Raw genomic sequence first — 12,473 nt, 5'->3', positions numbered from 1 at the left:
CCTATTCAATGGGATCTTTACCAGCGGAAGCAAATAGATTTGCTTTGGATTGCATCAAGCTACTCTCAGCGAGCGCCAACTGTATTTCTAAACCACGCAGTTGTACTTGGGCAGTCAACAAATCACTAAAGCCTGCACCATTAGAAGCATATTGAGCCAGAGCCACGCGATACGCTGCTTCAGCTTGAGGAACTTGGCGATCTTTTAGAAACTCGGTGTAGCGCTTAGCTTGTTCATAGTTCGCATAAGCCGTACCAACACCAAGTATCACCTGTTGACGATTCGAAATATCGCTAGCCTCTGCAGCAGATTGATTACGCAGCGCTTGTTCTACGCCATAACGTTCTTTGGTGAAGAAATACAGCGGAATAATTAAGTCAAGCTCAAACTGGTAATACAAGGCACCATTGTTTGATGTGAATGGCCCTCTAGGAGTATAAGAAGTTGCAATAGCCTGAAAGTCTGGCAAGTAGGCTGCCTTCGCAAGTGTCACCCCTTTTTTAGCGGCTTCTAACTGTAGATTTGGAGCTCCTGAGAACAGGGTGCGCCCCTTCAGCATAACTCTCTAACTCTACTAATGTGGGAACCTGAGAAGCGCGAAGACCATGATCAGCGGCAAGTTTAATTTTTTCGCGAGGATCGCGACCGATTAAGGCATTGATATTTTTGTAAGCGACGATTAACTGCTTTTCGAGATTGAACTTATCGGATTCTGCTGCGCTTTGCGCAACTTGCGCATTGAGGTATTCGACATAAGCGGCAGCATGATTGCTATAACGCGCTTTCGCAATATTCTTGATCAACTCTGTGCGAATGACAGTGTCATTCAATACTTGCAACTGGCGCTGTGCAGCCAAGGTACTGAAATACAGGGTTGATAACTGAGATCCCAGTTGTAAATAAAGATTTTCGTTTTGCGCCAGTATTGCTTCTGCTCCCTTATCAGCAATATCAGCAGCCAATGATTTTTTGCCGGGGAATTTGAAAGGTTGTGCAAAATTAAATCCGCTTTGACCCGCAGGGTTTGTTCCGGCAGTTCCAAGCGCAGCCGCCGAACCCACTGGCATACCAGACCATATCAAACCAAGCTGTGGATTGTCGGGTGCATTAATTTGAGGCACAGTTGCTTTAGCGGCAAGATAAGACTCTCTAGCAGCAATCAACTGAGGGTTGTTTGCACGCAATTCTCGCCACAGCTGACGCAAATCAAATGTATTAGGACCACCCTGCTTTTCAAATTCTTTTGAGTCAGCCAGTACACGCGCCGATTGTCAGCCGATTTTGGGACATAAGACTCAACACTTGGGGGTGCAGTCGTGACATTTGCGCCTGTTTCAACCACTACCGACCCACTTGGCGTCTGCGCGAAGACATTTAAACCTAACTAACAATGTAGAAATACAAAATAGTGCAAAGCACGCAGTGCAGTTCGCTCGGAAGTCTCGGTTTTTATTGCTTTTTATCAAAGGTGTCTCAAATCAGTAATAGCGTATTGATTACTTAAAACGGCAAACTTATAGTTAGGCCGATTGATTATAAGGTACTCCAATAAGAAGTAAATTTTTTGACAGCAGATATGTTATTGATTTTTAAAGGAATATTGATTTGATTTGGCCCAGGGATCCCACCCCTTCTCAACCGCCTTACTGGACCTCAGACGCTTTAAAGCTCACCACCGGAATCCCTTCATCCATTTGCGTGCAATAGATCTCAATTTTTTGTGGTGGGTTAACGATATAAAACCCAGACTTTCTAGGCGCTCCCATAGCCTGCATGCTCACTAGCTTGATTAAATGGTCACCCTCTACCCTCTCTTGCACCAATGCAGCAGCTTGCATATCAGCCGGATAGGTAATTTGCTCATAAGGAGCATTCTCACGAGTGGCCTTAAAGGCTAAGGCCATGCATGAACTAACCTCAGGGCGCTCGCCCTGAATAATTAATTCTTTATAGACTTTATTTAACCTAGTACTCACCGGGCTAGACCAAGCTTGCGAGAAAGCACAGCCTAGCGAGGCAACAAGTAGCAGGCGTACTAAGATTGCAAATAAATGCTTCATTAATTCTTAGCCCCCTCAACCCAGACAGGCTTACCTTTTGGGTTGCTAATACTGGCCCATTGAGCTTCAATTTTGGGAAGCATTTTTTTGTTATCAATCGGAAGTAAATTAAATGATTGAATCGTTGTACCGCCAGACTGATAAAGCCAATAAAAAAACTGCAGGCTACCCCTAACCTCTTCATCATCCGTCGGACGCTTAGATACTAAGGCATAGGTGATTGCAATAATCGGCCATGCATTTTGAATGCTAATTGGAGCGGTAAATTGATAAAAGCTTGAACGAACAGGGCTCATGGCATTAAAAGCGCCAATAAAATTAGCGTAATTTGCGACTACTTTCTTGCCATTCAATAACAATCCAGGAATATCGAGGGCTGCTGAACTGGCGGCACCATACTCAAGATAACCAATTGCGCCCTCATTATTGAGAACGAATTGCTCGACTCCAGCGCTTCCCTTGACGCCCTGTCCTATCGGCCAATTGAGCTTGGAGCCAATACCATAATGAGTATTCCAGTGAACACTGGATCTGGAGAGGTAGCTTGTAAAGACATAGCTAGATCCTGATATATCTGAACGATACACAACCTTGATCGGCAATTTTGGTAATTGCAAATCGGAGTTGAGCGCTTGTATAGCAGGATCATCCCATTGAGTAATGCGGCCCAAATAAATATCAGCCAAGACCGATCCGTTTAGCTGTAGCTTTCCCTTTTCAACGCCAGGTAAATTCAAAACGGGGACAATTGCACTAGCGAATACGGGAAATTGCACTAAATTTTGGTCATTTAACTCATATTGAGTCAGCGGAATATCGGACAAAGAAAAGTCCACGACACGGGCAGCCATTTGAACAATACCCTCGCCTGAGCCAACAGAGGTGTAATTGATCGCCACCTTCGTTTGAGCCTTATACAACTTAGTCAGTTCCTTTATTACCGGATAAGCAAGGGAAGAACCGGCTCCAGATATTTCAGTCTGCGCGTGCACACCCACTGTCATTAGTGCACATACAATCGCGGCGATTTTAATTAGTAATTTCATCTTCACACCCCTTAAAACTCTGCATGAACGCGGAAAGAGAAAATGCTGACAGGTCCCCGTGCCGAGTTATAGGCTGGGTTATTCACGTGCTGGTAATTGACACCAAGCAATACATTCTTTACAACCATTGCGTTGTAGTAGATCTCAGCAATTTGCTCGGGCTTGTAGGAAATTGTCTGTGTTGGGCTTGCATAATCTCCAATGAAAAATGAAACTCCGCCAGCTTGGAGATAGTTACGGCGATAACTCGATAAACCATTTTGCATCATGGAGATACCAATCGTATCCTTAGGCCTACTCCAGCGCACTCCATCCATACTAAATCCCACAGACACCGAGTTATCCGCTTCTGTGAACGACATAGTTTCCGTGTGACCATCTGAGGTCATTGCCCTCAAGCAAATACTCATATCAGATGCTAATGCTTGCTCTGCATTAATACCAATACCGGTTTTATATTGATAGTTATTACGAACATTATTAATTGCCTGCGTACCCTGTGCATTGTTTTGCAGGATGTAATTAGTTGCGTCTTGAAAGCGAGCCAAGATCATCTTATTACGATAGCCCAGCACTGCAACCTTACCAGGCAAATCGCCGATATTGTGTTGACGCTCTACCTCTACTTGATCACCGTATGCTGTAAAGGTCTGCCAGTTTAGGTTTCGTCCATTAGGGTCTTTCGGCGTCAACATTCGCGAAGCCCTCAGAACCCAATTATCCCGGTACCACTCTCCAGCAAGACCCCAGCTATATCCGCGAGCATCTGCTGAATAGTCGTAAGCCAAATATGTCATATTGCCCCAGTTCATAAATTGAACACGGGGATCTTTTGCGTATCTACTGTCGTCAAAAATATCTAAAGTTGAAAACTGCCCACCGATTAGCACAACACGATTACTGCTTACCGTTTGGGTAATTTGGTTGGCTTCATTCTCTAGCAGGACGTTTTCACCTTCCTGATTAATGGTCTGACGAATGAATGCGCGCGCCGAATAGAACTTTGCTTGAGCGCCGACAGCCTTACTAGCTTCACCGTTGGTAAAACCACCAAGCCCAACGAGACCTGAGAAAGGAATTCCTGAAAAGACCTCGGGATTGAAATACACGTCAGTATTTGGCGCTAAACGGGCTCCAAAAAAATAAGGTGCCAGACCAGGTATAGCTCATGGACTTTAATTCCGACAAACTATTCTGACCAGAATAAGACGATGTGAAATTGTTATATCGCTGATTGATATAGGTCGTTTGACCATGAATATTGACCGGCATCCCCCAAATACTGTCCTCTGTAGGGATGTCGGAAATGGCTTCTGGTGCCAATTGAAAAGAGTCCGCGTCTGAGCCTGCTTTCTGCGCCATGATGGGCAGACTTTGCATCAGAAGAATGAGCAGGAGAGCGCGGAAAACAATGGCCATGAACTTACAGAAAAGCAGCAATGCAGAATTGTTCGAGCTTATGACAGCAATGTGACACTAATGTGTATTAGCAGCTCTTCCAACCTCAAGAGCCGGATGAATTCACACTAGCGGCGATCCATTAAAGCGCGCGCCAGAGTGCCAGCATCGACATACTCCAGCTCACCGCCCACTGGGATACCTCTGGCGATACGAGTCACTTTAATACCCTTGGCTTTGAGAACTTCACCGATGTAGTGCGCAGTCGCTTCACCTTCGCTAGTGAAGTTAGTCGCCAAGACCACTTCTCGAATAGATACGTCAGTATCGGGACTTTCAATACGAGCCAGTAAGCGGTCAAAATGAATTTCGTTCGGACCCATACCATCTAAAGGGGAGATGCGGCCCATCAATACAAAATAATTCCCTTTGAAACTGAGCGTTTGCTCCACCATCACCTGGTCTGCTGGGGTTTCCACAATACAAAGCACAGAAGGATCGCGACGATCATCAGAGCAAGTACTGCAAATCTGGGTTTCTGAGAAGGTATTACAACGAGCACAGTGACCAACGGTCTCAACCGCCTCACCTAAGGATTGAGCAAGCACTGCAGCGCCATTACGATCATGTTGCAATAAATAGAATGCCATGCGCTGAGCAGATTTAGGGCCCACTCCAGGCAATACACGCAATGCCTCGATCAAGCGACCGAGCGCATCTTGAGGTGCTTCATGACGCGCCATGCAGTCTTCAGAACTTTTCTGGTGAATGCATTAGAAAGGCAACTTAAAGCCCGGAGGCATTGGCATGCCCGCAGTTGCGCCAGACATTAACTGACCGCTAGCAGCCTCCACTTGTTTCAAGGCTTCTGTATAGGCAGTCACGATCAAATCTTCCAACATCTCACGGTCATCCATCGCACCCGGATCAATTTGCACGCGCTTGAGCTCGTACTTACCTGAGATGGTGACCTTGACTAAGCCACCTGCGGCTTGACCGGTTACCTCAAGCGCAGCTAATTGCTCTTGCGCTTGCTTCATTTTCTCTTGCATCTGCTGGGCCTGTTTCATGAGGCCAGCAAGTCCACCTTTCATCATCTCTTTTTTTCCTTCAATATTCTGAGTGCTTATGAATTACTAAATTGATTAATGGGTACTAATAGGAACATTAAAGTGGTTTTACTGAACCGCTGACCACTTTGGCACCGAACTCTTTCTCTAGTTGCTGAATAAAAGGGTCAGTTGCAATCATTTGCTCGGCATTCACTCTTTTCTCTTGATGAATTTGAGCTTCTACCTTAGCAACGGTTTTACCTTCCACTTCACCCTTCTCGATCACGATCTTAACCGGCTTACCAAAGTGTGCAGTCAATGCATCGGCTAGGCGAGCAACAGAGGCTTCAGAGGCAAGCTGCGGCATTGGTGTCACGATCGTGGCGCGCACACCAGCAGCAGAATCATTCCAATCTTGTAGCTCTGTCTGAAACGCTAACTGTTGCACAAGTCCACGAACTGGTAACTGACGCATTAATGCATGCCAATCTGGACGATCAGCAGAGCTTACTGCTGGTGCTGGGGCTGCAGCAGGACTAGCGGTTTGAGTGGTACTTTGAGTAGCTGCCGGAGCCGCCATTGGAATTGGCGCTGCAGATCGATTTGCTGGCATAGCAGCTGAACGAGCAGTAGCTACTGAAGGTGTGGAAGGTGTTGCAGAACCTAGGCTCCCTCCGCCGCCACCGACACCACCATTCCCCGGACGAAAAGCAAGCATGCGCAATAGCGTCATGGCAAAGCCAGTTTGCTCATCTGGTGCGAGCGATAAATCTGGACGACTAGTAATGGTGATTTGGTAGAAGAGTTGCGCCTCTTCTTTGGAGAGTTGACCAGCTAAACGACGAATCTCAACTGCTTCAGGCCAATCATCTAAAACCGATTCTGGTACCACTTGGGCTGCAGCAATCTTTTGCAACAGACTAGATAAATCTTGCAATGCTAATGAGAAAGACATGCTACGCTCACCCATCTCATTGGCAACCGCCAAGAGATTTGCACCATCTTTGGCAATCAAGCAATCCAGAATACGAATCAGGTAAGCATCATCTAATGTGCCGAGCATGCCACGCACTGACTCTTCAGTCACTTTGCCAGCTGCATAGGCAATGGCTTGATCGGTAAGCGACAAAGCATCACGCATAGAGCCCTGGGCAGCTTTAGCCAGAACGCGCAATGCATTGACTTCATATTCCACTGTTTCTGCTGCGAGTACTTTTTCTAGATGTTCCACGATGAGTGGTACCGGCATTTGCTTGAGATTGAACTGCAAGCAACGAGACAAAATGGTTACCGGAATCTTTTGTGGATCTGTAGTAGCTAGAATAAATTTGACATGCTCTGGCGGCTCCTCTAATGTTTTGAGCATGGCATTAAAAGCATGATTGGTGAGCATATGCACCTCGTCAATCATGTAGACCTTATAACGGCCAGAACTAGGTGCATACGCTGCTTTTTCTAGTAGAGCAGCGATATCGTCAACACCACGATTACTAGCGGCATCCATTTCGATGTAGTCAACAAAACGGCCAGCATCAATTTCCATACAGGCTGGACATTTTCCGCAAGGCTCTGAAGTCATCTTGCCTGAACCGTCAGCTCCCGTGCAATTGAGGGCTTTGGCCATAATGCGGGAAATCGTGGTCTTACCTACCCCGCGAGTACCAGTAAAGAGCCATGCATGGTGTAAACGACCCTGATCCAAGGCAAGGGTTAAAGCCTTAACCACATGGTCTTGTCCTACCAATTGGGAGAATGTTTTAGGGCGCCACGAACGGGCTAAAGCCAATGCTGTCATGTCTTACATTCTAACAAGCTAAAATAGAATTGGATGGGCCTCCCCGCATGGTGGGTTGGATAACCTGGTCAGGTCGGGAACGAAGCAGCCAAACCCAATTTCTGTCAGTGCCGGGGGTTTGGCTCATCCACCCTTACCCATCTCAACCATCACTCAGTTAGGGTCGATGAGTTAATAGCCAATCTTTAAGCGCTAAATCAATTTTTGTTTGCCAACCCGCGCCCGCTGCTTTGAATTGCTCTATCACTTCAGCAGACAAACGAATCGTGGTCAGTTTTTTGGGTGACTTACTGACACTGCCAACAGGCCTACCTCGCAATCTCTTAGCAAATACTTCTCGGCCTTCCTTTTCAGAAACTGCTACTCCCCCTACTCTCCATACCGCACGCGCTAGATCTTCGTCGGATAATTCGGGAGCATCGTCTGGATCAACCCACTCGCTGGGAATATTTTTTATTTTCACGTTCATTTGCTCTCCTCATCGAGATCACTCTAATTTTCTTTTCACGTCTAGTCCAAACAAGCACAGTAAGACGATCATCTAAAAATCCGTAGGTAACATAACGACACTCGCCATAATGTGAACGGACATCCACAAAAGTTGCCGTAGCATCCGCAAAGATTTCACCGGCTCGTGCAAAATCGAGATCACGCAGCAACAGAGTTTGAAGACGCTTCTGCGGATCAAACTCAATTAATTCATTTAATTGTAGTAACAAATTATTCAACAATCCAGTAATTATTTGCAATTACAAACAATTAAAGAATGCGGAGGATGCGCAGAATTCCCCAAATTATCCAAATAATTACCAGAACCAGAACAGTTCGGGCGTCTAGCGAGATTCTGAATAACTGCAGCTGCTTATGGGAACACTCAATAGACAGTCTCAAACTAAATCCTCCTATGCAGAAGGATTTAGCGTAGCAATATAAATAGTCTTATCAAATCAGCCAAAGATGAATTGAAGGTCTGCCATTACTCATCTTTCATATTGGCGCTCTTCACAATTGGTTGTAAACGCTTTCTTTCATCGTTTAAGAATTTGACGAAGTCAGCTTGTGAACCTGGTGCTGGTTCAATGCCTTGTGGGATCAGCCTAGATTTTATCTAAGGCCGCCTGAATCGCCCCATTCATCTTCTTGACCACTTCAGGTGAAGTACCCTTGGGCGCAAAGAGACCTGCCCAGTGACCAATGAAAATATTGGGGTAGCCAAGCTCTTTTGTTGTCAGCACATTGGGTAAGCGGGTAATACGTTTATTCCAAGTAGATGCCAAAGGCCTGAGTTTGCCACCTTCAATTTGTGGAAGCACGACCACACTAGCCTCTGATGTGGCATCCACTTGTTTAGAGACCACTGCAAATACACCCTCTGACCCAGACTTATAAGGAATAATTTCATAATTGCCGCCCCCCGCATCAGTCTTTAGCATTTCTGCGACGAAGTGTGGCGTACTACCAGAGCCTGCAGTTGCAAATGTTACGCCTGGCTTGTTTTTTGCTTTTGCCAGTAACTCTTTAAAGTCCTTGATAGGTGAATCAGCATTAACCACGATGATCGATGGGCTTACCGCCATCATGCCGACAGGCACCAAATCATCAGTCTTATAGGGCATATTGCTGCGAAGCATGGGAATAGTTACCACCCCACCGGCCGCAGAAACATAAAAGGTATAGCCATCAGGCGTACTCTTTGCCACATAGTCTGCACCTAGCACTGAACCAGCACCCGGTTTGTTCTCCACAATGACTGGCTGACCTAATTGCTTACTGACTCCTTCTGCAACCGCACGAGCCACCAAGTCATTTGCGCCACCTGGACCAAAGCCCACTACAAACTTGATGGGATGATTAGGCCAAGGATCTGCAGCAAATGCCAACTGTGCTACCAAGGCTAGCAACACTGCCCATAAGGATTTAGATATCTTCATTTTTCTCATTCAAATAGTGATTAATGAACATATTAATCCCACCTAGCTGCAAAGGACTAGTTTTTCCTGCTGACGCTGCCTGACGAGTAGCCTTAGCCTTTTCTTGTAATTTTTGACACTTAGGATTTGGCGTTCCATCCTTGCTGAGGATATTAAATTCTCGACAGGGGCTGGGACGCCGTTCATAGATTGAGCAGCGCCAACCTTCTGCTTCACTGTACTTGAGGGCTATACAGGGTGCGCCACCCTTCTCGGTACCCTTCATACAAGCAAGATGAGCATTCACTTTACTAGTAAGCTGCGCGGGTACTATCCCTGCGCCATTCCCTTCGATTTCGCCATGATAAAAACTCACACGAAAGTGTTGACAACACTGGCCACATTCAAAACACGGATTCGCACTTTTAGTTAGGTCGTTTTTAATAGCCATCTTGTATTTACTACTGTAGTTTTTTAACAATGAATTTAATGTTTATTTAAATTAATTTCATTTTTGATAGACATGTCATCTCAGTTTACTCACACTTCGCTCAAGCATTTGTTCTGCGGGGCGAAACACTAACTTGGTTACCCCTTGTTTTTGAATCACTCCTCAGTCTTTGGGTCAAAAACCTAATTCACCTAGGAGGTAATGATGCGACTTCACCACTACTTTAGCGAAGAAGATGACTACTTTAACGAGTACGCCGATACCGTTAAACACGATCTGTTAAAAGACCGCCTACATTGGCAACATAAAGCACGCAAAGACATTCAATTGGAATATCGATTTTATGATGATGATTGCGACTTTGATTTCTGACGTAACCATCATGCTCTCTATTTCTAGAGCCGTGGTTCTGCATTACCTACATTCTTTCTACACCGCTGCATTCAAAGCACAAAAGAATTAGGGAATAAGGAGTCCGTGATTTCCTTATTCCCTCAAAAAAACCTGCTACAACTATTGTTTTTTCAACTATTCCCTTAATGGGAATTGCGATTTAATGCCTCTTATGTGGCACTTTCATGACGCTTAGTGTTTTTCAACACGGCGCAATAAGACAGAATCATGACAATCGCCAATGAAATGCCGTTAAAGTTGTTTAATAAGTCCATTGATGTGCTCCTTCTGCTGGTTTAGGGGTGTGATTTACTACTATTTCTTAAAGATGGTGGGTGAAAAGCTCACAAATTGAGCCAGTAAAAAATGTTGGGTTTTGTTGTTTTTTTCCATGCTTTTTCCTTATCTAGCGACTGGCAACTCATCCCACTTGGTGGTGTAGTTCGGGGATTTATTGCTTGAGCGCATTTGCCATGCTTGTTTAGTGCCATTCGTTCCGGTAGCCGCGGATCGAATCACCGCATTCCCAAAGCGAGTATTGATGGCATCTACCGCCTTCATCAAACTAGCTGACTTCCCTTTGCACTCCATATCCTCAAATAAGGATTGCTGCATCGTTGGCTTATCGCCAATTAAATTCAGAATGACGCCTGCTTTTTTGTAACGAAAATTGGGCTGATAGATTTGCTTCAAGCCTGCTAATGCCGCATTGGTTAATGCCAGCGTGTTATCTGTTGGATCAGCGAGCGGGATCGTCACACTTTGATGATGCTGTGGCTCGTTTTGTTTAAAAGGGTTTGTCTGAATAAACACTGTCAGCGCGCCCGTCACACTTGCCTGCCCGCGCAGTTTCTCTGCCGCCCTTGCAGCGTGAGTTGCAACAGACTCGGCTAGTTCTACTTGGCTAGTTACCAGCTTACCAAAACTACGTGAAGCAATAATTTGCTGTTTGGCTGGCGCCACTTCCTCAAGTTTAAGACAAGAAACTCCGCGCAACTCATAGCAAAGGCGCTCCATCACAACGCCATACTGTTGGCGCATCACTTGTGGAGGAGCTTGTAATAAATCAAACACGCTGTGAATATCTTGTGCCTTGAGTTTTTTAGCCAACTGCCTGCCAATCCCCCAGACCTCCGATACTTCGGTCTCGCTCATCCATTGATAGAGCGCTTCTTTGGGCATGGCGTTGACGTCGCACACCCCAGCAAATTGCTGGTGTTTCTTGGCGAGGTGATTGGCAAACTTGGCTAAGGTCTTGCTGGCTCCAATACCAACACATACTGGCAAACCAGTAGTCTCTTTGACCTTCTGTTTAATACCTTGACCTAACTCAATCGTGTCTTGATATTGTTTTAAGACAGTTTCAATTTGCAAGAAACTTTCATCAATGCTGTAGATCTCCAGGTTAGGTGTAAAGCTACGCAATACCTGAACTACCCGGCTGCTCATATCACCATACAGGGTGTAGTTTGATGAATACGCTTCAATACCATGCTTCTTTGCTAAATCTTGCATCTTGAACCAAGGCGTTCCCATCTTCACGCCCAAAGCTTTAACTTCAGCGCTTCTCGCTACTGCACAGCCGTCGTTATTGGAGAGCACCACCATCGGTACCGCCTCTAACTTCGGCTGAAATACGCGCTCACAAGAAACGTAGAAGTTGTTCACATCTACCAAAGCGAATAGAGAATTGGATGACGAATACATACTCATTGCTTTCCACCTTTGCTATATCTTGAGCTGGCATTGCTGTACTTACGCACTACACCGACTACTACACCCCAGATTTGCAATTCACTACCTTCACTGAAGGTGATTGGTTCGTAATTCGGGTTTTCTGGTTGAAGCTCAATGCGGCCACGGGATTGATAAAGACGTTTGATGGTGTACTCACCATCGACTACAGCCGCCACAATGTCTTGATGTTTTGGCTTGAGCGCCTTATCGACCACCACCTTATCGCCATCGCAAATGCCAGCGCCCAACATAGAATCGCCCTTCACAGTGAACATGAAAGTGGCTGGCTTGTTTTGGACGAGGTAATGGTTTAGATCCAGGCCATCTTCGGCGTAATCTGCTGCTGGACTCGGAAATCCCGCTGAAATCCGGTAGCTTAAAAGCTTGAGCTCATAAGCAGCAAAATGACCTGCCAAGGCTTGTGGCGCCTGACTAAGGGTTGCCTCTAGGGAGTTCATGTATTGCGTCATAGTCATTAATATACTGTATGTTTATACAGTATATATAAAAACTACAAAAATGAAACTCTTTTTGTTGTTTTTGAGATTATTGCTTCAATTTTAGGCAATAAAAAACCACCCGAAGGTGGCTTGATGACTGCAGTTTCGTTAATTAAAGGATCAACAAAAAG

15 protein-coding genes, 1 other RNA gene and 1 pseudogene are annotated in these 12,473 nt (G+C 45.5%); 2 read left to right on the top strand and 15 right to left on the bottom strand.

Annotation, left to right across the window (positions count from 1 at the left end):
* Position 1 precedes the first annotated feature (1 nt).
* The 9 genes from DXE33_RS09985 to dnaX form a co-directional block, all read right to left on the bottom strand.
* A complete protein-coding gene (locus DXE33_RS09985; RefSeq protein WP_231970317.1) occupies positions 2 to 493 on the bottom strand; it encodes a TolC family protein in 492 nt (163 codons plus the stop codon).
* A 7-nt stretch (positions 494 to 500) separates the two neighbouring features.
* Positions 501 to 1,205: a TolC family protein gene (locus tag DXE33_RS09980; RefSeq protein WP_231970316.1), complete on the bottom strand. Its 705-nt coding sequence runs from the start codon at positions 1,203 to 1,205 to the stop codon at positions 501 to 503.
* Between the two features lie 438 nt (positions 1,206 to 1,643).
* Positions 1,644 to 2,060: a hypothetical protein gene (locus DXE33_RS01890; protein ID WP_114638398.1), complete on the bottom strand. Its 417-nt coding sequence runs from the start codon at positions 2,058 to 2,060 to the stop codon at positions 1,644 to 1,646.
* Positions 2,060 to 3,106, bottom strand: a complete 1,047-nt coding sequence (gene pstS, locus DXE33_RS01885; RefSeq protein ID WP_114638397.1) for a phosphate ABC transporter substrate-binding protein PstS — start codon at positions 3,104 to 3,106, stop codon at positions 2,060 to 2,062. The genes DXE33_RS01890 and pstS overlap by 1 nt, the downstream gene beginning before the upstream one ends.
* An 11-nt stretch (positions 3,107 to 3,117) precedes the next feature.
* Complete coding sequence (locus DXE33_RS01880) at positions 3,118 to 4,215, bottom strand: carbohydrate porin (RefSeq protein WP_231970315.1); 1,098 nt, start codon at positions 4,213 to 4,215, stop codon at positions 3,118 to 3,120.
* A gap of 1 nt (position 4,216) precedes the next feature.
* A complete protein-coding gene (locus DXE33_RS09975; protein WP_231970314.1) occupies positions 4,217 to 4,525 on the bottom strand; it encodes a hypothetical protein in 309 nt (102 codons plus the stop codon).
* Positions 4,526 to 4,632: 107 nt separating this feature from the next.
* The gene (recR, locus tag DXE33_RS01875) at positions 4,633 to 5,247 is read right to left on the bottom strand and encodes a recombination mediator RecR (protein WP_114638396.1); all 615 of its coding nucleotides are present in this window, start codon (positions 5,245 to 5,247) and stop codon (positions 4,633 to 4,635) included.
* 30 nt (positions 5,248 to 5,277) lie between these two features.
* Positions 5,278 to 5,601 (bottom strand): YbaB/EbfC family nucleoid-associated protein, encoded by a 324-nt coding sequence (locus tag DXE33_RS01870; RefSeq protein ID WP_114638395.1) that lies wholly within the window; start codon positions 5,599 to 5,601, stop codon positions 5,278 to 5,280.
* Positions 5,602 to 5,671: 70 nt separating this feature from the next.
* The gene (gene dnaX / locus DXE33_RS01865; RefSeq protein ID WP_114638394.1) at positions 5,672 to 7,351 is read right to left on the bottom strand and encodes a DNA polymerase III subunit gamma/tau; all 1,680 of its coding nucleotides are present in this window, start codon (positions 7,349 to 7,351) and stop codon (positions 5,672 to 5,674) included.
* A 32-nt stretch (positions 7,352 to 7,383) separates the two neighbouring features.
* Between dnaX and ffs the strand changes: the two genes are divergently transcribed.
* Positions 7,384 to 7,482: signal recognition particle sRNA small type (gene ffs, locus DXE33_RS01860), an RNA gene on the top strand.
* 26 nt (positions 7,483 to 7,508) lie between these two features.
* Here the strand turns inward: ffs and DXE33_RS01855 are convergent.
* From DXE33_RS01855 to DXE33_RS01840, 4 genes and pseudogenes are all read right to left on the bottom strand, one after another.
* Positions 7,509 to 7,820, bottom strand: coding sequence for a BrnA antitoxin family protein (locus DXE33_RS01855; protein ID WP_114638393.1), 312 nt, complete (start codon positions 7,818 to 7,820; stop codon positions 7,509 to 7,511).
* Positions 7,780 to 8,079 carry a BrnT family toxin gene (locus tag DXE33_RS01850; protein WP_231970313.1) on the bottom strand — a complete coding sequence of 100 codons (300 nt, stop codon included), beginning with the start codon at positions 8,077 to 8,079 and terminating at the stop codon, positions 7,780 to 7,782. The genes DXE33_RS01855 and DXE33_RS01850 overlap by 41 nt, the downstream gene beginning before the upstream one ends.
* Positions 8,080 to 8,327: 248 nt before the next feature.
* Positions 8,328 to 9,282, bottom strand: a pseudogene (locus DXE33_RS01845) (Bug family tripartite tricarboxylate transporter substrate binding protein).
* Entirely contained in the window at positions 9,269 to 9,712 is a 444-nt protein-coding gene (locus DXE33_RS01840; protein WP_114639688.1) for a YkgJ family cysteine cluster protein, read from the bottom strand. The pseudogene DXE33_RS01845 and the gene DXE33_RS01840 overlap by 14 nt, the downstream one beginning before the upstream one ends.
* Positions 9,713 to 9,916: 204 nt before the next feature.
* Between DXE33_RS01840 and DXE33_RS09580 the strand changes: the two genes are divergently transcribed.
* Positions 9,917 to 10,084 carry a hypothetical protein gene (locus DXE33_RS09580; RefSeq protein ID WP_162785392.1) on the top strand — a complete coding sequence of 56 codons (168 nt, stop codon included), beginning with the start codon at positions 9,917 to 9,919 and terminating at the stop codon, positions 10,082 to 10,084.
* A gap of 423 nt (positions 10,085 to 10,507) precedes the next feature.
* On the opposite strand, the gene DXE33_RS01835 is transcribed toward DXE33_RS09580, so the two are convergent.
* Positions 10,508 to 11,818, bottom strand: a complete 1,311-nt coding sequence (locus DXE33_RS01835; RefSeq protein ID WP_197711970.1) for a Y-family DNA polymerase — start codon at positions 11,816 to 11,818, stop codon at positions 10,508 to 10,510.
* Positions 11,815 to 12,318, bottom strand: a complete 504-nt coding sequence (locus DXE33_RS01830; protein WP_114638390.1) for a LexA family protein — start codon at positions 12,316 to 12,318, stop codon at positions 11,815 to 11,817. Before DXE33_RS01830 ends, DXE33_RS01835 begins: the two co-directional genes overlap by 4 nt.
* Between the last annotated feature and the right edge of the window lie 155 nt (positions 12,319 to 12,473).

Origin of the sequence: Polynucleobacter necessarius (assembly GCF_900096765.1) — a bacterium.
In the GTDB taxonomy this organism is placed as follows: Bacteria; Pseudomonadota; Gammaproteobacteria; order Burkholderiales; family Burkholderiaceae; genus Polynucleobacter; species Polynucleobacter necessarius_F.
The sequence above is the reverse complement of the archived record's forward strand: the minus strand, read 5'-3'. Positions and strand labels throughout refer to the sequence as shown.

Excerpts from the sequence above, each read along its gene's own strand:
- DXE33_RS01835 (WP_197711970.1), bottom strand. The coding sequence starts at position 11,818 with ATGAGTATGTATTCGTCATCCAATTCTCTATTCGCTTTGGTAGATGTG.
- DXE33_RS01855 (WP_114638393.1), bottom strand. The coding sequence starts at position 7,820 with ATGAACGTGAAAATAAAAAATATTCCCAGCGAGTGGGTTGATCCAGAC.
- recR (WP_114638396.1), bottom strand. The coding sequence starts at position 5,247 with ATGGCGCGTCATGAAGCACCTCAAGATGCGCTCGGTCGCTTGATCGAG.
- DXE33_RS09580 (WP_162785392.1), top strand. The coding sequence starts at position 9,917 with ATGCGACTTCACCACTACTTTAGCGAAGAAGATGACTACTTTAACGAG.
- DXE33_RS01890 (WP_114638398.1), bottom strand. The coding sequence starts at position 2,060 with ATGAAGCATTTATTTGCAATCTTAGTACGCCTGCTACTTGTTGCCTCG.
- dnaX (WP_114638394.1), bottom strand. The coding sequence starts at position 7,351 with ATGACAGCATTGGCTTTAGCCCGTTCGTGGCGCCCTAAAACATTCTCC.
- DXE33_RS01870 (WP_114638395.1), bottom strand. The coding sequence starts at position 5,601 with ATGATGAAAGGTGGACTTGCTGGCCTCATGAAACAGGCCCAGCAGATG.
- DXE33_RS09975 (WP_231970314.1), bottom strand. The coding sequence starts at position 4,525 with ATGGCCATTGTTTTCCGCGCTCTCCTGCTCATTCTTCTGATGCAAAGT.
- pstS (WP_114638397.1), bottom strand. The coding sequence starts at position 3,106 with ATGAAATTACTAATTAAAATCGCCGCGATTGTATGTGCACTAATGACA.
- DXE33_RS01830 (WP_114638390.1), bottom strand. The coding sequence starts at position 12,318 with ATGACTATGACGCAATACATGAACTCCCTAGAGGCAACCCTTAGTCAG.
- DXE33_RS01840 (WP_114639688.1), bottom strand. The coding sequence starts at position 9,712 with ATGGCTATTAAAAACGACCTAACTAAAAGTGCGAATCCGTGTTTTGAA.